The following is a 21,406-nucleotide window of genomic DNA, read 5'->3' on the forward strand; positions in this document are numbered from 1 at the left end:
TTGTGTTAGTTAAAATTTCGGTTTTACTATTGCAGTACGCTAATTATTTTTTAACCCAGTTGTTTACAAAAGTACAGTCTCTGTATTCACCGTTGATTTTGATATAGGTTTCTTTGATTTTTTCTTCAGTCCAATCACCAATTGCCTTAATCTGTTTTTCTTTTAAAGCCAAGTCTTTTATTTTCAAATAATCCAAGGCATAATCGGCAGTATGTGCATCATAGCGTTTTGTAACTGTAATTAGCTTATAGGTTTTACGACCCAATCTATCTTCATCAACAATAGGCTGTGACACTTGTCCTTCTTGCAGATCAGAAACTTGAACATACAGAGAAGGATCCATTTTTGTCAAATCAAAACGCGGATCTAATGTCTGAGGATTTGTAAGAACCCCGCCATTTGCTCTAGTTTCTTTTTCATCAGATGAGCTTCTAGCTGCGTCGGCAAATGTAATGTCTCCATTCACTATTTTATTCCTGATTCCTACGATTTCGTCTTTAGCCTCTTGCATTGCTTCTTCAGAGATTTTCGGGATTAATAAGATGTGTCTCAAATCGACATCCTGTCCACGGATTTTTTCAACCATGATGATGTGCCAGCCATATTCTGTTTCAAAAGGTTCAGAAATCTGGCCTTCTTCAAGACTGAACGCTCTTTCTTTAAATTCTTTGACCAAATTATTTTTCCTGTTGACCCTCATGAAACCGCCGTTGGATTTCGTTCCTTCATCTTTACTGTACAAAACAGCCTTACTAAAAAAGCTACCATTTCCTGAAAGCACATCGGTCCTGAATTCATTGAGCTTGTCAATGACTTTTTGCTTTTCTGCTTTTGTAACTTCAGGGTTTATGACTATTTGAGAAACCTCAATCTCAGCTCCAATTTGCGGCAAGTCTTCTTTTGGAAACTTTTTGAAAAAAGTTCTTACTTCTTCTGGAGTGATTTCTACAGCTTCAATGATCTTATTTCTCATTTCGGAGGTAAGCTTGCCCATTTTCAAGATATCGAAAAAATAGGTTCTAAAATCTTCTTCAGTAGGTCTTTTGTATATCTTAAGCAATTTTTCCATTGATCCTGCACGTTCCACAAAAGCATCGATTCTTTCTTCCATCATATTATTGATTTCGGCATCGGTCACAACGATACTATCTTGGATTGCTTGGTGCGCATATAATTTATCTTCCAGCAATTTGCCAAGAATCTGGCAACGAGTAATATCTTTTGTCGGATTTCCTTGACTTGTAATTTCTATATAAGCAATATCAATATCAGAATCTAAAATCACATAATCACCTACTACGCCAATAACGCCATCGATTTTCTGTTTTTGGCTCACAGGCTTCGGAGCAACAGTTTTTACTGTATCGCTCTGAATAATTTCCTGTGCATTTGCAGCATTGAAAAACGCAGCAAAACCAAAAACCAGGCAAGCATTTTTAATTATAGATTTCATACTTCTCATTTTTAATGGCATCATCGGTAATATCTTTTTCAAATTTTTTTATTAATTCTAATTTTCTTTTGTTTAAAATCACTTGCTCCAATGTGGGCTTTATGTATTCGTACGGGCTTACTTGATTTTTATCTAAAACATTCGTGACTTTTACAAGATAGACGTCTAGAGAATCTTGCTTTTCAATAGATTTCCCGCTTGAAATATATTGTGCTCTGTTGTCTGGAGTGATAAAAGGCAATTTTCTATAGACCTGATTCATTTCTACCCAAACGGAGTCATTCAGTACGAAGCTTTTGAACTGCATCCCATACGTATCCCAAAATTTCTTGTCTGATTTTCTATAATCAAAGAATTTGCTTTTTATGGTCTGGAATTTCGGATGATCTTTCGGCAAATGAATATAACGCAGTTTGACCAAAGTTCCGTCTGTCTTGAAATTCTCTTTATTTTCTTTATAATATTCTTTTAATTCTGCTTCCGAAATTACCGTATCGACTGTTGTTTTTACGATTTCTTCTAGATAGCCTTTTGTATATAAATCGATTTTATACTGCCTGATCAGCTCATTGTATTCTGCTTGTTTTTCAGAACTCAAGTTAATCTCTGCTGCGTTCATCATCAGTTTTTGTGATGCCCAGCGGTCGATAAAACTTCTTACGATGACAATACTGTCTTCCTTTGAAGTTCCAGGCGGTACCAGATCCTTGATTTCATCTTTAAACAAGTAGGAGTCATTTACTCTTGCAATTGCCTGTGGCTTTGCTTCTGGCTTAAAATAGCTGCATGAAACAAAAAGCAATAGCAAAATTATGACTGCGTACTTTATCATTTATGATTTGATCTGCTTTTTTACTTTTTCAAAAGCAGGCTGGTTTACGTTTACCTTAAATTCCTGTTTTAAGTCACCTACCCATTTCTCTTCGAGATACTGCTGATAATCGTTGATTACCTTTCCTCTTGCTTCGTCCAGCGTTTTTGGTCCGGCTTCCAGATGCTTGTTTATTTTCACGATAAAATAGTATTCCCCATCTTTTATGATGTCAGAAACTCCGTCTTTTTTCACCAATCCTTTTGGCAATGCGTCGCTATTTTCTTCGAAAATCCCAGCATTTGACATTACATCTACTTTGCCATTCAGGTTCAATTTTTCTTTTATAAAGTCAGCTGTTTTTCCTTGTTTCAATAGTTTCTGTGCTTTTTTAGCAACATCCATTTTTGTAGAAGTCAGCACTACAGCATCCAACCTATTCCCCCAACGGTAATTATTTATACGGGATTCATAAAAATTCTGCAATCCGATAGTATCAGTTTTTGCTTTTTCCCAAATTTCTTTTTCCATCAGGTCAAAAAGCAACAGGCCGTCACGGTACTCTTCCATTACGGCAGCAAAATCAGGAAACTCGTTCTCTAAATTATTATTATACAATTCATTGACTTTTACATCAACAAATTCTTGGTATTTTTTATCCACCAATTTACCAATTGGTTTAATCGTATTTTCGCCTCGCTGTTGGGTTGCCAAAAACTTAAGGAACTCTTCTCCTGTAATTGCTTTTTTGTCGATTGTAACTAAATCTCCGGCAAAAGGTTTTGTGTTTTCAGGAAGTTTCCACTCTCCCATGTAGAATTTATCAGTTACTGTTTTTGAAAGCGCAGCATAAAGCTTGTCGTTTCTTTTTACAGCATATTTCTTTTTCAGTTTTTCTGTCAAGGAATTGGTAATCAACCTTGAACGCTCGTCTTTTCTGATCTTGTTATCTAACTCTGCTTGCATTTCCTCCAACGTCTTAACTGGATGTCTTTCAATCAACTTTATGATATGCCAGCCAAAGTTACTTTCTATTGGAGCCGAATAATCATTAGGATTTTTTAATGCAAACGCAGCGTCTTCAAACTCTTCAGAACTTAGCTGTCCAGAGCCAAAACGGTTTAATAAACCACCTTTAGAAGCAGAAGATTTGTCTTGAGAGAATTGTTTTGCAAGGCTTTCGAAGTTCTCGCCTTGCTGTAATTTAGTATAAATTTCTTGTATTGTGTTTTTTGCTTTTTCAGATTCTTCAGGATTCTGATTCTGCGGCTTCAAAATCATGATGTGCGCAACCGTAAGTTCGCCACGGTTGTCTCTCACGTCTTCCACTTTAATTATATGATATCCGAAACGTGTTCTTGTGATTTTAGAAACTTGTCCTTTTGGAGTTTTATAGGCCGCCGATTCAAAAGGATACACCATTCTGAAAGCAGAAAAATAGCCTAATTCGCCTTTGTTTTCTTTAGCAGATGGATCTTCAGAATATTTAACCGCTAGCTCTCCAAAATCTTCTCCTTTTAAAGCTTTTTCTCTTACCTCAACTGCTTTTTTATAGGCTTTCAAGGTATCTTCAGGAGAAGCATTTTCATCGACCATAAACAAAATATGAGCGGCCTTGATTTCTTTTAGCGATCTTTTGTAGCTTTCTTCAATAAGTTCCTGAGTCACTTTTGAATCGGTCAGATAATTTTTAGAAAGCTGATTTCTGTAAGATTTCAATTCAGCTTGGTAAGCCTGTCCGTTTTGAAGACCAAGTTTGTTTGCTTTGTTAATCTTCAGTTTGTAACCAACGAATAAATCGAGATATTGATTCAAATCTTTTTGAGATTCATCTTTTACCAAATCAATATTCTTGTTATAAACCCTTGCAAACTCGTCAGTATAATAAGGCTTATCATCAATTGTAAATAAAACTTCCTTATTGGCATTTTGAGCAAAACTCGTAAAATTCGCAGAAAGCAGTACTCCGAAGAACAATTGTTTTAAATTCATTATGTAAATTCTATAAGTTGGAAAAAAATTAATTTAACGCCTAGATAGCAATCAACAAAAGTAACAATTCAATTGCATTAAACAAGTACGGCCCTTACTATTAACAAAAATTTATTAACAAATTATTAGAGATATTTTCATCAATTAAGAAGCTGTATTTGCAAAAAAGCATAACTCCGATTTTCTCTTATTATTATACGCTGATTATTTGTTTAATAAATAGTATTTTTGCAATCCATTTTTATACAGGATATGAGTTTTCAAAAAGAAATAGAAAGAAGAAGAACTTTTGGGATTATTTCGCATCCCGATGCCGGAAAAACGACACTGACAGAAAAATTGCTTTTGTTTGGAGGCGCGATACAGGAAGCTGGGGCCGTAAAAAACAACAAAATCAAAAAAGGGGCTACTTCCGACTTTATGGAAATCGAGCGCCAAAGAGGAATTTCGGTTTCTACGTCTGTTTTGGCATTCAATTACAAGGATAAAAAAATCAATATTCTCGATACTCCCGGCCACAAGGATTTTGCTGAGGATACTTATAGAACACTTACAGCAGTCGATAGCGTTATAGTCGTAATCGACGTTGCAAAAGGGGTTGAGGAACAGACGGAAAAATTAGTCGCTGTCTGCCGTATGAGAAATATTCCAATGATTGTTTTCATCAACAAATTAGACCGCGAAGGAAAAGATGCTTTTGACTTGATGGACGAAGTGGAACAAAAATTAGGCTTGACTGTAACGCCATTGAGCTTTCCGATCGGAATGGGATATGATTTCCAAGGAATTTACAATCTTTGGGAGAAAAATATCAACCTTTTCAGCGGAGACAGCCGTAAGAACATCGAAGAAACGATTGCTTTTTCTGATGTGCAAAGTCCTGAATTGGAAAAAATCATCGGCCAAAAACCGGCTGACAAACTTCGTGAAGAATTAGAGCTAATCGATGAAGTCTATCCTAAATTTGACAGAGGAGCTTACCTAGAAGGAAAATTACAGCCTGTGTTTTTTGGTTCTGCGTTAAACAATTTCGGGGTGCGAGAACTTTTGGACTGTTTCGTAGAAATAGCGCCATCGCCAAGACCAAAAGAATCAGAAACAAGACTGGTCGATCCTTATGAAAATAAGATGTCAGGATTCGTATTTAAGATCCACGCCAACATGGATCCAAAACACCGCGACAGATTGGCCTTCGTAAAAATCGTATCTGGAACATTTGAAAGAAACAAGCCGTACTTGCACGTACGTCAAAATAAAAACCTGAAGTTTTCAAGCCCGAATGCTTTCTTCGCAGAAAAAAAGGAGATTGTCGATATTTCATATCCAGGCGATATCGTTGGATTGCACGATACAGGAAATTTCAAAATCGGTGATACGTTGACAGAAGGTGAATTGATGAGCTTTAAGGGAATACCAAGCTTTTCACCAGAGCATTTCCGTTACATCAACAATGCAGATCCAATGAAATCCAAGCAACTTGACAAGGGAATCGACCAATTGATGGATGAAGGCGTTGCACAGCTTTTCACCTTAGAAATGAACAACAGAAAAATAATCGGTACCGTTGGGGCTTTGCAATATGAAGTTATCCAATACCGACTTGAACACGAATATGGTGCTAAATGCTCTTATGAGAATTTCCCTGTGCACAAAGCTTGTTGGGTAAAACCTGATGATGCCAAAAACGAAGAGTTCAAAGAGTTTAAGCGTATAAAGCAAAAGTTTTTAGCTCATGATAAATACGGACAGTTGGTATTTTTAGCGGATTCTGATTTTACCATCCAAATGACGCAGAGTAAATATCCGACAGTGAAATTATTCTTTACTTCGGAATTTGAATAAAGATAAGATTACAAATAAAAAAGGCTGTACGATTTGTACAGCCTTTTTTGTGAACCTTAATAATAAAGCTTACGCTTTTTTGGTTTTTCCTTTGATGAAAGAATAGCCCAAGATTACGCCTGCTAAAAGCATAGGAACGACATAATCATTAATTGGCGCTTGTGGTCCATCTTCGTCATCTGGTGCTTCAGAAGGATTTTGTGCAAAAGCGGCAGTACTTAAGAATAATAGAAATAATAAGCTTGCTATTTTTATTGTAATTGAGTTTTTCATATTCCCTATATATTAGTAAACGATTTTTTTGTTAGCCGTTCCATTTTCGGCAGTAGTAATTTTTACAACCAATACTTGGTTTGCGATAGCAAGATTTGAAATCACGGCAGTAGCAGCATCAACATTATTTCTTGAATAAACTAGACGGCCGCTGATATCATAAAGCTCGATTTTGTTCATGATATAATTTCCTGAATTGATAACAAGGCTTCCATTCTGCTTATAAACAACGATATTATTTGCAGCGATAGTTGGAACATTAACACTAAGCAAAGATCTGTATGCAATTTCGAAACGGTTGTTGAAAACGCCTGCTTCAGTTGCAAAAGAATATGCTGATGCTTTAATATTATGGATTTGTCCTGTGAAATTATCTTTCAAGAATATATCTTGGCTTCCCGCAAAAAGACCGTCAACATGGTCAAGCGTTATAGAGTAGTTTCCTGCTACGTCTGTCTTAAAGCTCATTGGAACAACATCTTCAGTGGTAAACGGAAGGCTTCTTCCTTGGATGGCAAATTCTTGATTTTCCAGGTATGATGTAAATGCAATTGGACTATCGTTAAAATATTTTCCTTCAATTCCATAATCAACTCCAGCAGTCGCACCAGTCATATATCCTAACAAAGTTTGCCCGATTACTTCTGAACCATTAGAAAGGTTTAGCCAGATTCTGTGTCTTTCCACTTCATCTGAAGAGGCATTAGAATTTCTAAAAAAAGAACCTCCTGTTACATTAGAGCGAAGTGTATTGTCAAAGTTCAAGGTAGTTTGAGTAGGTGCAGATTTTACTTTTACGAAAAATCCTTGGCCAGCACCGATTACTCCATTTGGATTGAGTGCAGCAGCTTCTGGCTGAGCACTTGTCACTCCCATTCCTGTTGAAGTAGCATAACCACTTCCTGACGCTCCATTTCTTTTTCTCCAAAACCAGATTGTTCCGTCAATAGCGTTAGAGTTTAGAGTAAACAATTGTGAGATAGAGATTGCTGATGGATATGGATTACCAACAAGATTAAATCCAGTATTTGCAGCTGAAAGTGCTACGTTAACGTTTTGGTTGTATGGCGTTCCTGTAAATTCTGCATTAATTGCTGTTCCAAGATTTCCTTCAACATAGGCCGGATGCGAATCTGGAGTTCTGATTAGGTATCCTTTTCCTGCTTCAAAACTATAAGTTCCTTCGCTTTGTGTTGGGAAAACAGCCACATAATCGCCATTAGCTCCTGTTGCAGTATTGTAAGTATAAAACCTGTTTGAAAGCGTTGCTGAAGAGAAAGCCTTAAGATTTTGCCCAACTACAGGAGAAGACCATAATGTATAATCAAAACGGTAGAGTGGATTGCTAGTTCTTTTTACTTTAATTGCTCCAGTATTTGTCGCAGCAGTATTTTGAATCAAGTTTGCATTGTTCTCAACAATAAAATTGTTTGAGTCTGCATTATTGACAATCGCATTTTCAACAGTAACTGATGTTGCTGATGCTACTGTAAAAATTCCTGAATTTACTGTTAGAGATTTTGCAGTAAATGGCCCTTGTGGAGACGCTGTTCCAGTTGAATAATTTGCTGCTATGATTGCATCAAGAGATGAAGTTGGCGTTCCGTTTGACCAAGAAGTTCCGTCCCAAGTTGTTGAAGTTGGTGCACCGTATATATGAACTCCTATATATTCCGAAAGAGTATTGTCTGCTGAGGCTACTTGAGCCAATGTTTTAGATGTCCATTCTGAGATAGTAAAAGTGCTATTTGCAGAAAGCACATTTGCATTTCTGTGATATGAAATATCTTTATTATTTATTCCAACACCAAACGCATCTACAATTGTACTTGTACCTGTAAAAATTGCCAATGCATCATTACCATTAAAACCAGCAACAGTCGTATTCGCAACGTTTGCAGCGGGCATCGGGCTATGAGGAACCGTTGTTGATGAGCCCGTATTTTTTATTAAATAAATACCTCCAGGCGCCAATGTTCCAGATAAATTAATACTAGTTGTTGGAGTTCCGCTCATGGTCGCATTTCCAGTATCACTACCAGTATTCCACATTCCAACCTTATATTGAATCGGCGATGCCAAATCAATCGAAGTTGATCCTACGTTTGTTATCTCAATCCATTTGTTATTACTTAGTCCTTCATAAACCTGGCTGATTATTATCTGCCCAGACGATTCATGAACAAAACCGAAGAATAAACCTAAAAAGAATACACGCGTAATGTAATTAAAAAGTAAAGTTTTTTTCATTATAAATTTGTTTTCCACAAAGTTAACGATTCGTTAATAAAAAATTAAACAATCACATTATCTTTTTGTTAAGAAATAACAAAATATGCTTTTTATCGAACTAATTGAACTTTAGTCGTTTATAATCTATTTTTTTAACAATAAAATTCTTCGACTAAATCTAAGATTTAACTTTCATAACCTTTTATAAACAAAAAAAAGCCTCCCGAAGGAGGCTTTCTTACTTTATTCATAAAGCTAAATTATTGATTTTTTATCAATTTAACCATTTTAGATTTACTACCTACAGATACTTCTAATAGGTAAGATCCAGCTGGCAAATGAGACATATCAATTTGAGTTTCATTTGAATTTACAGATTTTGTGATAAGCTGCTGTCCAACCATGTTATACAATTTAAGACCTGTGATAGCCTCAGTATAAGACACTGTCAAAATATTGTTGACAGGGTTTGGATAGTACTTAAAGTTAGCATTATCAAACCCATCAACTTTAAGCATCGTACCTGCTTGTACAGGCAATCTTAGCACACTCTCACAACCACCAACAGTTTGAGAAGCATAGTATGTGGTTCCGGCAACGATTGGAGTCGAAGCTGGCAACACTGTACCTAATGAACTTGCACTATACCAAATGATTCCAGTACCATTAACTGTAAAGCTAGCCAACGTTGCTCCTGCAGGGAAATCTTGAGGAGAAGTACCAGTTGGAGCTGGAGTTGTTGTTACGGTTACATTTAATGTTTGTGTTGTTGCACATTGACCTGTAGTTGGTGTAAACACATACGTACCATTTGCAGTATTGCTTACTACAGCTGGCGCCCAAGTTCCTGTAACTCCATTTGGAGAAGTAGTTGCTAGAGTTGGAGCTGTAGATCCTTGGCAAATAGATCCGATTTCAGCGAAATTAGGAACTGTAGCAGGAGTAACGACAACATTCAATGTTTGAGTTGTTGCACATTGACCTGTTGCAGGCGTAAATACGTATGTACCATTTGCACTATTGCTTACTACAGCTGGTGCCCAAGTTCCTGTAACTCCATTTGGAGAAGTCGTTGCTAGAGTTGGAGCTGTAGATCCTTGGCAGATTGTTCCAATTTCAGCAAAGTTAGGAGTCGTGCTAGGCGTAACAGTAATCAAAGTACTGTCTGTTGACGAGCAAGTTCCAATTGCGACAGTAGCCGAATAAGTCGTATTACCTACTGGCTTAGCATAAACTTTCGCTGCACCATTTCCTGAAACATAAGGAATTGTACCCGCTGCATCTGTAAATAAATCTCCTGAACCTGTTGAACTCCAAGTTACTTTAGGCAATACGTCAAAGGTAACGTCAGTTCTAGCACTATAAGTATAGCTTGCAGCACCAACATAAGCATCAACAGTTGCTGCAGTTTGGGTATCTACTCTATAATAAATTGTACTTACGAAAGTTGTAGGACTATGCTTAGCTGTGTTATAAGCTACCGTACTACCACCATTATTATTACTATAATTCATCTCAATGATTAAATTATCAGTACCATTCCATGCAAAAGGAGTATCTAACACAAAGTTATTTACACCAACAGATGGAGTATGGGAAGCTGCTGCTTTAACAATGACCATACCTGATTCCCATGAAGTTGTTGTAGCAAAACTTGCTGTAGGTGAGTTTTTCATTTTCACAACAACATTATTAAGTACATTGGCTGGATTTGCAGTAACTAAGTTTAGTTTTATAGCACTAATTTGTGCGTTTGCTTCAAAGCCTAAAGCCGTCAGTTCAGCAGCAGTATAAATCCACTGTTGTTTTGTACCTCCGTAATAAGCTTGTAATGGATTTGGCCCTAGAGTTGCTCCAGTAGCATTAGTACCTGATGTATCTGTTCCTGCTCCCGACACAATAGGTCGTGTAACAGTATTTCCTGACACAGTCAACTCTTGGATACTTCCTTGACAGATTGTTGGCAAATCTGGCACAACTGTAATTGCTGGCGGAGTTGTATTTATTGTAACAGCAACTGTCGCAGTTGCAGCACAGCCAGACACAGTATTAGTTGCAGCAAGAGTATAAGTAGTCGTTGTCGCTGGATTAAATGTCCAACCTGTAACAGCATTTCCAGAAACACCTGTAGATGGTGTCCATACATAAGTATCATAATCTGCAGCACCCGCAGTAATAGTTACCGCTGCAGTTGAAGCTCCTCCACAAACAGAAGCTGGATTTCCACTCAATGTAAAGGCCGGTGCTGTAGTTACAGTAGCAACTACAGGAACTCTTGGAGAAGAACAGATAGATTGTCCGTTGATTGTAAACTTAGGTCTAAAACTACTTGTACCATCTACCACAGTTTCAGCAAGCATAGCCGCTGGAGTAAAACTATCTCTTCGTCTGTAAGCAGAAGAAACAAATCCTACATTGTCAACTTTCATAGTAGAACTACTTGCCGTAGTAGCACTAGGAACACTACTCCATGAAATTGTAACGACAATATTAGAACTTCCGTCCCAATTAAATACTGATGCTGAACCTGCACCTGTACCAAATGTCAATGTATTTACAGTATTAGCTGCTGGAGTATAACCTCCATTTGTTCCTGTTCCTGCATACACTTGAACCATTGGATCACTACTAAAAGTAGTTGTTGAAGCTGACGCAGCAGTCGTATGAGCAACATGTACTGTAAACCCTTGATAAGCTTGACCTGAAGTTGTAGGTTCAAATCCTAAACTAGTCAGATTAGTTGTACCTGTAAATCCTGCAGCAGTAAGCTCAGCAGCTCTAATAATATACTGAGTTTTGGCTCCTCCCCAGCTTCCTGGGAAAAATGACTGACCTTCAGTAGAAGAATTGGTTCCTCCTGCTCCAATAGCAGATGATGCTGGAGGAGTAGAAACTTCAGCTGCAGCATAATATGTTGTAGTTGCAGAAATTGAAGGAGTTGTAAAAGTATTTCCAGTTGCTACTGAAAGACCTCCAGTTGCAGCAGTATACCAATTGATAGTAGCACCTGTGCTTGGCGTAGCTGCTAACTGTACAGTTCCTACACCACAACGTGAACTTGGTGTATTTGTAGCAACTTCATTAGCAAAAACAATATGTACAGGAGCTGAAGTTCCTGTAGCTGGACCAGCTGAACAAGTTACCACACATTGATAGTAAGTAGCAACGGTTGGTACTACAGTTAATGTAGGTCCAGTAGCTCCTGAAATATCATTATACGTTGTTCCGTTGATAGAACTTTTCCATTGGTAAGAAACACCAGAACCAGAAACTGCATTTTGCAAGCTTAATGCTACTGAAGCACCTGCACAAATTGAAGTACTAGAAGCTATTGTGTTTCCTGGGTTCGGAGTACCGCTACAAGAATTCGAATCAGCAAAAGATATATATCCTGTGAAATTTGCTGCCGATATTGGTGTATTAGACTGCGTCGTATTAGGAGTTCCTGCAACATAAGTAGCCACACTTCCAAAAGCATTCGTATAAACACCAGCAGGAGTAAGTCCTTGAACCGGAATACTAGTGCTTACTATTGAAGCATCTCCTAATCTTACGTTCATATCAGTAATTGTACCTGACATTAAAGGAGTTTCCCATCTTCTTGTCGAAGACAAGTTAAGCAAGCTGACATCAGCAGTACCTGTATTTGAATCAAAAGCTTCTGCTTTAAGGTTAGAAACTGCAGTAGTTGCAGGAGCTAGCCAAATTGGAGCATAAGCAGCCTTTCCTACTGGATAGTACTGATAGCTAGTATTTGAATTGCCAGTTGCTATAGTTCTTGCAAGCGGTCCATTTACATACGCTGTAGCGCTTCCTCCAGAAATAGTTCCAGAAGCTGTAGCTGTACCAATTGTCAATAAATTAACATTGGTCGTATTAACTTTCCCACTTGTAAGAGTTAATGTTCCGCTAAGTGATAAAGGAACATCTAAAGTCAGTCCTGTTGTATTGGTATTGTTAACCGTTAACGATGTCAAATTAGCTGTTGGGCTAGTCGCAAGATTTCTAAACACCCCTGCTCCTGAAATAGTCTGAGGGTTTGTAGATGCTACTGCAGCACCATTATAGTCATTAATGTTTAATGTACTTCCAGCAGTTAATATTCCATTATTAGTAAGGTTACCTCCTAAATGCGTTGTACTACCCAATTGGTATTCTCCTGATATAATGTTCAAGTTATTTTTGATTGGCACAGTAGAAGTTGTTCTTACAAATCTATTAGTACCAATAGTTCCTGCATCTACAACAACATTTCCTAAACCATAAAGGAAGCTTCCTGGGAAAAGATAAACGTAAAATCCGTTACTTCCCGTTGTACTGCTATCGTTAGATACCCCATCTCCAAACTTAATTGTATGGTTAACACCTGCCGAGTTGAATGCTCCACCTTGAGAAATTCTCAAAGCGTAAATTGAAGTACTTGAACTTTGAGGAGGGTCGACAATAGTAATTGTACCACCTGTAAGATTCAAGTTAGAGACTGCTGATGCAGTAATATTTAATAAGGATACTGTTGAAGCAACAGAATTTGCAGCATTACCAGCATCATTCCCATCAATATTGATGTTACCACCGCTTTGGTTGAAAGTTGAACCAGCATTATGAATCATGTTACCAAAAACATTTACTGTCCCTGACGTAACCGTCATGATTCCATTGTTTGCGAAAGTACGGTTGTTTGCTCCCGCAGCAGACAGATTAAGCGTACCTCCTCCAACGGTAAGAGTAGCGCTAGTAGCATTTGTAATACCTGTAGTACTCGCTGCTGTAACATTTAAGCTACCACCTGTAACATTTAATATGCTATTATTTGCAACTGTACCAGAGGCTGTCAAGTTAGCACCAGAGATGTTTACTGTACCACTGTTTGTAAGTGAAGTAAAATTAAGAGCTCCAGTTGCAGCTGTTAAAGTACCTCCAGTTGCTAGAGTTAAGCTTGTGATAGTATTAGTACCATCTAAAGTTACGTTAGTAGCATTAGCGATAGTAACCGTATCTGTTGCACCAGGCACTGCATTTTTATTCCATGTGGCCGGAGTAGTCCAGTTTCCGTTAGCAACAGAAATAAATGGAATATCAGAAGATGAAACTCCTACATATAAAGGGCCTGAAAGCAAATCTGTTTGGGATACCGTTATTCTTTGCGCACCAGGAGTAGTCGTACCATTTTGATGCGTACCTCCGATTGCGGCATTAGCAAACATAACTCTTGCATTTCCATTCGATAATCCTGAGAATGCGTTTTGTGCTAATAGAACAACTGTATATGAACTTGAAGCGACAGGAGTTCCTTCATTTGAAACTACCCAATTTCCATCATATCTTTCATTTACTGTATAAGCACCATCAGCCACAGACAATCCTGAAGTAACTCCAGCAGCATCGTTATACACAACCGCTAACTCCCCAGCTACACCGCCTGTAGCATTAGTTCTTGTAATATACATTGCTCGGTTTGCGCCAGCAGCATTGATAAACGGATATCTGCTCGTTGCATTTGTTGGATCAGTCGCAATTGTAACTGTCGATCCGATTGCAGCTGCCGTCCACCATCTAGAGAATTTACCTCCTGACAAGAATCCTGTACCTACAGGAGCCGTAAGAGTACCACCTGCAGCACCAGCACCAAAAGTCATTTTATTTGTTCCTAAATTGACTCTTGCTCCAGTAAGGTTTAAGTTATTAGCTATTTTAACATCATTAATAAGCCAATTAATATTTGGAGTAGCCGTATTCGTATTGCTGAAGGTTAAGTTTCGGATTACACCTGTATTAAACGTTCCCGAACCACTTACTGTTTGTACAGCTGTTCCAGTCAATGTCAGTGTTGCTGCAGTTGTAGTACCTACAGAAAAATCAAGTATACCATTGTTTTGGATATTTCCTGCAACCGTAAGCGTTTTACCTGTTGTTCCATTAAAGGCATTAATGATTCCACCATTCGCTACAGTCAAGTTATTGTTAACCGTGAAATTTGTAGGTGTGGTCGCATAGGCTAAAGTTCCTTGAACAGAAAGATTATTTATAGACAAACCAGTCGCATCGATTGTAACTGTATTCCCTGCAGATATTACTGCATTATCAAAAGAATTTGGAACACTTCCTGCATCCCAAGTTGTTGGAGAATTCCAGTTTCCTGTTGCGACTGAAGTATAAGTTCCAGGAGGATTAGTTGCCTGAACACCATCTAAATTAGTACTTAAACCTCCTTCACTAATAGCATATACACGCCATGAATAAGAAGTACTTGGCGTTAAACCTGTAGCATTATATGTAGTAGTTCCTACATTTACACTACCTGCTAGCGTATAAGTAGCCCCACCGTCTGAAGATCTCAAAATAATGTATTTTAACACATCTATGTTTGGAGAAGATTCTGCCCAATTTAATGTCATACTACCTCCTGCAACACTTGAAAACGATAGAAATGTTGGCGGAGGGATAACCGTAGCCAATGCATTACCTGGGTTTCCAGGAGGTATCAATTGGTATACTCTTCTGCTTCCATCGGCAGAAGAACTTAAATTAGCAATAGCTCCCAAAGCAGCAACAGCTGGATTGGCAGCATAAGGTGTATTTACTGAAACTGTATTACCTGCATATAGAATTGAAGCAAAAGCTCCTGAAGCCGATCCTGTGTAGAAACCAACAGAAGGAGATCTATTTGCTGCGCCATTTCCAATGTCAACAGCAGAAACAGTTCCATAAGCATATTCTATGTTTCCTTTTTCATAAAGACGCATTTGCCAAGTAGAAGTTCCTGCCATTGCCGCACTCGTATAGAAAAGCTGCATATTAAAAAATTCTACAACCAACACACGGTTTGGCGCAGTTCCTACGACTTTGTAGTGGATTTTTCCTGTAGTCGAACCTGTTCTGAAATCAGCATTCAAAGCTGATAGCCTTGGAGATGTAGCTGAACCTCCACTTATTGTATAAGTATTAGTTGGAGCTGCTGTAGCGCCTAACTGCAAGATACCATCTTCCTGTACAGAAAATTGCGTAAATCTTGTACCCATAAAGTGGAAATCGAATCCGATGTTAGTAACAGCAGACGCTGCTGCATCAAGGCCAGGGCCTACTAATTGTGTAGTACCTGCACTCATATCAATGGCCGTACCATTCATATCAAGGGCTAGTGATCCTGTCGTATTCGTAGCAAAAGTATAATTTGCCGAAGACTGGGCCCAAACTGAATGATTCATAGCCATTAGCATGACTATAAAAAATAAGCTAATCCACGAGGGCCTAGCTAAGCGAGAAATAGAATCAGGCCGAGGGGCAGCCGAATTCGCAATCTCTTTTTTGAGTCTAGACGGTTGTCTAAGACCCGAAGGATTGTAATAATTCATCATAGTTTAAGTAAATTGATTAAAAATAAGGTAAGAACGTTTTGTTAACTAAAGGCATTAATTTACAATAATAAGTATCGAAACAAATCAAATGATTCATTCAGACATCCTTTAATATTTATATAAAAAAATGCGATTCAATCAACACGGAAAATTAATATAAAATTTAACACAAAATTATAGTTTTGATAAAAAACTTATGAACAAAGGAAAAATCACCTGCAATTAGCCATGAAACATCCTTTTTTAAACACTTTTAGTAACAATAATTTATTCTAAATTGCATAAACAAATCCATAACTTTTAAACAGATTCTAGTGATTTTACTGATTCCCGTATTTAATGGTAAAATCTAGGCACAAAAAAACTCTCCATCTCTAATTTGGCACAAATAGGAAGAAGAGTGTTTTTTTACTTAACTAAAAACCTTTATAATTATTTAAGCAGTTATCCGAAAAGACCAGCACTACTCAATATAAACAAGACCATAAAGACAAAAAACCTAATAATGGTATTGTTTGATATTGCCGAACTATTTTCTCGGTTTGCAACTTGCGATTCTCTATACAAAATTTTCATTACAAATAATTAAATACATTAACGCTAGTCTTAGGAATAACACATTGACATGTGGTAGTATCAACAGTATTTGTTATGAAATTTTAATTCTTAGATAAACTTAGGCAAAACCCTATCTATAAAAAAATAAATCCGATGAAGTTCAATAAAAAACGTTTAAGGTAGTTAATGGAACATAATGGGATGGAAATAAAAAAGCCTCCTAAAATTAGGAGGCTTTTTTTATCTATGCTTGCCCAGCCGGACCAAAATTCAAAGGAATCGGAGGCTGTTCGGTGTCTTTTATTTCGCCATGGGCGCTTTCAAAACGGTGAATGTTTTCTCCTATCGCCTTTAGTAGTCTTTTGGCGTGCTGCGGCGTCAAAACGATTCTAGATTTCACTTTTGCCTTTGGAATTCCTGGCATTATGCTTACGAAATCTAATACAAATTCTGATGCTGAATGGTTGATGATTGCCAAATTAGAATAAATTCCTTCGGCTGTTTTTTCATCCAATTCAATATTAATCTGACCTTGTGGTTGTTTTGAATCGCTCATATCTTAATAATTATATTCTTCTTTTGCGGCCATTAGCTCATTGTATTCTTCTTTAGAACCTACGATCACGTTATCATAGTCTCTCATACCTGTACCTGCAGGAATTCTGTGACCAACGATAACATTTTCTTTCAATCCTTCAAGTAAGTCTACTTTTCCAGCAACAGCAGCTTCGTTCAATACTTTAGTTGTTTCCTGGAACGATGCCGCAGAGATGAATGATTTAGTCTGCAACGAAGCTCTAGTGATACCTTGTAATACCGGAGTTGCAGTAGCCGTGATAACGTCTCTTGCTACAACTTGATTTTTATCCGTACGCTTCAATAGTGAGTTTTCATCACGCAATTGGCGAGGAGAAATAATCTGTCCTGGTTTCAAGTTTTCAGAATCGCCAGCATCTTCAACTACTTTCATTCCGTAAAGCTTATCATTTTCAACGATAAAGTCTTTGGTATGGATCAATTGATCTTCTAAGAATAGCGTATCTCCTGGATCTTCAACTTTAACTTTACGCATCATCTGGCGGATTACAACTTCAAAATGCTTGTCGTTGATTTTTACCCCTTGCAGACGGTAAACTTCTTGAATTTCATTAACCAAATATTGCTGAACAGCTGATGGTCCTTGGATTCTCAAGATATCATCTGGAGTAATAGCACCGTCAGACAATGGAACGCCTGCTCTTACGAAGTCATTTTCTTGTACAAGAATTTGGCTTGAAAGTTTTACAAGATATTTCTTGATTTCACCAAATTTAGATTCGATAACAATCTCACGGTTACCTCTTTTGATCTTACCAAAAGAAACAACACCATCAATCTCAGAAACAACAGCTGGGTTCGAAGGATTACGAGCTTCTAACAACTCTGTAATTCTTGGAAGACCTCCCGTGATATCTCCTGCTTTTGAAGAACGGCGTGGTATTTTTACCAAAACTTTACCTGCTTTAATCTTCTCACCATTTTCAACCATCAAGTGGGCACCCACTGGCAAGTTGTAAGAACGGATCAATTCGCCATCTTTACCATAAATCAATAAAGTCGGGATTAATTTTTTGTTTCTTCCCTCAGAAATTACTTTTTCTTGGAAACCAGTCTGCTCATCGATTTCAACTTGGAACGATTGTCCTTGTTCTAAATCTTCGTAAGCTACCTTACCCGTAAATTCAGAGATAATTACACCGTTATATGGATCCCATTTACAGATAGTCGTTCCTTTTTCAACTACATCTCCGTCTTTAACGAAAATACTAGAACCGTAAGGAATGTTATGTGTATTAAGGATGATTCCTGTTTTAACGTCAACTAATTTCAATTCTGTAGAACGAGAAATTACGATATCTGTGGTGTTTCCTTCAAGATCTTCACCTTTTACAGTTTTCAAATCTTCAATTTCAAGACGACCGCTGAATTTCGTAGTAATGCTTGATTCTTCAGAAAGTCCTCCCGCAACCCCACCGACGTGGAATGTACGAAGTGTCAACTGTGTTCCTGGCTCACCGATTGACTGTGCAGCAATTACACCGACAGCTTCTCCTTTTTGAGTCATTTTTCCAGTTGCTAAGTTTCTTCCGTAACATTTAGCACAGATACCTTTAGTAGCTTCGCAAGTCAATGGCGAACGAACTTCCACTTTTTCGATTGGAGATTCGTCGATCAATTTAACGATAGCTTCTGTAATCTGCTCTCCAGCTGAAATTAAAACTTCGCTAGTAAGTGGGTTGATTACGTCTTGTAATGCCACACGTCCTAAGATTCTTTCGCCTAGAGTTTCTACGATTTCTTCGTTCTTTTTCAATGCTCCTACTTCAACACCTCTCAATGTACCGCAATCTACTGTGTTTACGATAACGTCTTGAGAAACGTCGTGCAATCTTCTTGTCAAGTAACCCGCATCGGCCGTTTTCAAAGCCGTATCCGCAAGACCTTTACGAGCACCGTGAGTAGAGATAAAGTACTCAAGAATCGAAAGACCTTCTTTAAAGTTAGACAAGATCGGGTTCTCGATAATTTCACCACCGCCGGCAGTTGATTTTTTAGGCTTAGCCATCAAACCACGCATACCTGTCAGCTGACGAATCTGTTCTTTAGAACCCCTTGCTCCAGAGTCAAGCATCATATACACAGAGTTGAAACCTTGTTGGTCTTCTCTAATGTTTTTCATCGCTAATTCTGTAAGCAAAGCATTAGTTGAAGTCCACACGTCAATAACTTGGTTGTAACGTTCGTTATTGGTGATAAGACCCATGTTATAGTTCATTGAGATACCATCAACTTGTTCGTTGGCATCGTCAATCAATGATTGTTTTTGTTCTGGAATCTTAATATCTCCTAAACTGAATGACAGACCACCACGGAAGGCGAATCGGTAACCCATATCTTTCATATTATCAAGGAAGGCGGCTGTTGTAGGAACATCAGTCACACTCAAAATTCCACCGATAATATCTCTTAACGATTTTTTAGTCAATACTTGGTTGATAAATCCAGCTGCTTCTGGCACTACTTCGTTGAAAAGTACACGTCCGGCAGTTGTTTGGATGATTTTATAAACCAATTCTCCATTTTCATTGAAATCTTTAGCTCTGATTCTTACTCTTGCGTTCAATTCCAATCTTCCTTCGTTCAAGGCGATATTTACCTCTTCAGCAGAATAGAAAGTCAAGCCTTCTCCTAAAATTTTGTGCTCAGGAGTTGACAAACGCTCTTTGGTCATGTAGTACAGACCCAAAACCATGTCTTGAGAAGGTACAGTGATTGGCGCACCGTTTGCAGGATTCAAGATATTATGAGAAGCCAACATTAATAATTGAGCTTCTAGAATAGCTTCTGGTCCTAATGGCAAGTGAACCGCCATCTGGTCACCATCGAAATCCGCGTTGAACGCCGTACAAACCAATGGGTGAAGCTGAATCGCTTTTCCTTCGATCAATTTTGGCTGGAACGCTTGGATACCCAATCTGTGCAACGTAGGAGCACGGTTAAGTAATACTGGATGTCCTTTAATTACGTTTTCAAGGATGTCCCAAACTACAGGCTCTTTTTTGTCAATGATTTTTTTAGCAGACTTCACTGTTTTTACAATTCCTCTTTCGATCAATTTACGGATCACGAAAGGTTTGTAAAGTTCAGCCGCCATATCTTTTGGCAAACCACATTCGAACAATTTCAATTCAGGTCCAACGACGATTACCGAACGAGCAGAATAATCCACACGTTTACCCAAAAGGTTTTGACGGAAACGTCCTTGCTTACCTTTTAACGAATCAGAAAGCGATTTTAATGGTCTGTTTGATTCTGTTTTTACTGCAGATGCTTTTCTTGTATTATCGAATAACGAGTCAACAGATTCCTGCAACATACGTTTTTCGTTTCTCAAAATTACTTCTGGAGCTTTGATTTCCATCAATCTTTTCAAACGATTGTTACGGATGATTACTCTTCTGTATAAATCATTCAAATCGGATGTAGCGAAACGACCACCATCAAGCGGCACCAATGGACGCAATTCTGGCGGGATAACTGGAACCACTTTCATAATCATCCATTCTGGACGATTTTCGCGGTTTTCGTTAGACTCACGGAATGACTCCACAACTTGAAGTCTTTTTAGAGCTTCAGTCTTACGTTGTTTAGATGTTTCGTTGTTGGCAGAGTGACGCAATTCGTATGACAATTCATCCAAATCGATTCTTGCCAACAAGTCCATGATACATTCAGCACCCATTTTGGCGATGAATTTATTTGGATCGCTATCATCAAGATATTGATTTTCCATCGGAAGCGTATCTAAAATATTTAGGTACTCTTCTTCTGTCAAAAAGTCTAGCCTTTGCAATGATTCTCCGTCAGGATTTTTAGCAATACCTGCTTGGATTACTACGTATCTTTCGTAGTAGATGATCATATCTAATTTTTTAGACGGAAGTCCAAGGATATAACCAATTTTGTTTGGAAGTGAACGGAAGTACCAGATATGAGCAATTGGCACAACAAGGTTGATGTGACCTACTCTGTCTCTACGTACTTTCTTTTCTGTAACTTCCACACCACAACGGTCACAAACGATACCTTTGTAGCGAATTCTTTTATATTTACCACAAGCACATTCGAAATCTTTAACCGGACCGAAAATTCGTTCGCAGAAAAGACCATCACGCTCTGGTTTGTGTGTTCTATAGTTGATAGTTTCTGGCTTCAAAACCTCACCTCTTGACTCGGCCAAGATGGATTCTGGAGAAGCTAATCCTATCGAAATTTTGTCAAACCTTTTCACTTGGTTTTTATCTTTATTTCTGTTCATCATAGTCTTTACTATTGATATTGTGATAATTG

General features: G+C 37.9%; 9 protein-coding genes. 1 reads left to right on the forward strand and 8 read right to left on the reverse strand.

The annotated features are described in order from the left end of the window. Positions 1 to 43: 43 nt before the first annotated feature. From OLM56_RS00090 to OLM56_RS00100, 3 genes are read right to left on the reverse strand one after another with little or no spacing between them, the layout of a single operon-like run. Complete coding sequence (locus OLM56_RS00090) at positions 44 to 1,474, reverse strand: peptidylprolyl isomerase (protein WP_264529032.1); 1,431 nt, start codon at positions 1,472 to 1,474, stop codon at positions 44 to 46. Continuing rightward, entirely contained in the window at positions 1,437 to 2,285 is an 849-nt protein-coding gene (locus OLM56_RS00095) for a hypothetical protein (RefSeq protein WP_264527909.1), read from the reverse strand. The genes OLM56_RS00090 and OLM56_RS00095 overlap by 38 nt, the downstream gene beginning before the upstream one ends. After that, positions 2,286 to 4,256: a peptidylprolyl isomerase gene (locus OLM56_RS00100; RefSeq protein WP_264527910.1), complete on the reverse strand. Its 1,971-nt coding sequence runs from the start codon at positions 4,254 to 4,256 to the stop codon at positions 2,286 to 2,288. Between the two features lie 252 nt (positions 4,257 to 4,508). Here OLM56_RS00100 and OLM56_RS00105 point away from each other — a divergent pair, with 252 nt between their 5' ends. Next, entirely contained in the window at positions 4,509 to 6,098 is a 1,590-nt protein-coding gene (locus OLM56_RS00105; protein WP_121375050.1) for a peptide chain release factor 3, read from the forward strand. Between the two features lie 69 nt (positions 6,099 to 6,167). Here the strand turns inward: OLM56_RS00105 and OLM56_RS00110 are convergent, their stop codons facing one another. From OLM56_RS00110 to rpoC, 5 genes are all read right to left on the reverse strand, one after another. After that, on the reverse strand, positions 6,168 to 6,371 hold the full coding sequence (locus tag OLM56_RS00110; protein WP_121375051.1) for a hypothetical protein: 204 nt from the start codon (positions 6,369 to 6,371) through the stop codon (positions 6,168 to 6,170). 12 nt (positions 6,372 to 6,383) lie between these two features. Further along, positions 6,384 to 8,621 (reverse strand): T9SS sorting signal type C domain-containing protein, encoded by a 2,238-nt coding sequence (locus OLM56_RS00115; RefSeq protein WP_264527911.1) that lies wholly within the window; start codon positions 8,619 to 8,621, stop codon positions 6,384 to 6,386. A gap of 242 nt (positions 8,622 to 8,863) precedes the next feature. Then, positions 8,864 to 15,808: a T9SS type A sorting domain-containing protein gene (locus OLM56_RS00120; RefSeq protein ID WP_264527912.1), complete on the reverse strand. Its 6,945-nt coding sequence runs from the start codon at positions 15,806 to 15,808 to the stop codon at positions 8,864 to 8,866. Between the two features lie 952 nt (positions 15,809 to 16,760). Continuing rightward, entirely contained in the window at positions 16,761 to 17,072 is a 312-nt protein-coding gene (locus tag OLM56_RS00125; protein ID WP_121375054.1) for a DUF3467 domain-containing protein, read from the reverse strand. 3 nt (positions 17,073 to 17,075) lie between these two features. Beyond that, positions 17,076 to 21,377, reverse strand: a complete 4,302-nt coding sequence (gene rpoC, locus OLM56_RS00130; RefSeq protein WP_121375055.1) for a DNA-directed RNA polymerase subunit beta' — start codon at positions 21,375 to 21,377, stop codon at positions 17,076 to 17,078. Positions 21,378 to 21,406 lie beyond the last annotated feature (29 nt).

Origin of the sequence: Flavobacterium sp. N2550 (assembly GCF_025947265.1) — a bacterium.
Classification (GTDB): domain Bacteria; phylum Bacteroidota; class Bacteroidia; order Flavobacteriales; family Flavobacteriaceae; genus Flavobacterium; species Flavobacterium endophyticum.

Bases quoted from the DNA above. Each gene is read 5' to 3' on its own strand.
- OLM56_RS00110 (WP_121375051.1), bottom strand. From the start codon at position 6,371: ATGAAAAACTCAATTACAATAAAAATAGCAAGCTTATTATTTCTATTA.
- OLM56_RS00115 (WP_264527911.1), bottom strand. From the start codon at position 8,621: ATGAAAAAAACTTTACTTTTTAATTACATTACGCGTGTATTCTTTTTA.
- OLM56_RS00120 (WP_264527912.1), bottom strand. From the start codon at position 15,808: ATGAATCATTCAGTTTGGGCCCAGTCTTCGGCAAATTATACTTTTGCT.
- OLM56_RS00105 (WP_121375050.1), top strand. From the start codon at position 4,509: ATGAGTTTTCAAAAAGAAATAGAAAGAAGAAGAACTTTTGGGATTATT.
- OLM56_RS00090 (WP_264529032.1), bottom strand. From the start codon at position 1,474: ATGCCATTAAAAATGAGAAGTATGAAATCTATAATTAAAAATGCTTGC.
- OLM56_RS00095 (WP_264527909.1), bottom strand. From the start codon at position 2,285: ATGATAAAGTACGCAGTCATAATTTTGCTATTGCTTTTTGTTTCATGC.
- rpoC (WP_121375055.1), bottom strand. From the start codon at position 21,377: ATGATGAACAGAAATAAAGATAAAAACCAAGTGAAAAGGTTTGACAAA.
- OLM56_RS00125 (WP_121375054.1), bottom strand. From the start codon at position 17,072: ATGAGCGATTCAAAACAACCACAAGGTCAGATTAATATTGAATTGGAT.
- OLM56_RS00100 (WP_264527910.1), bottom strand. From the start codon at position 4,256: ATGAATTTAAAACAATTGTTCTTCGGAGTACTGCTTTCTGCGAATTTT.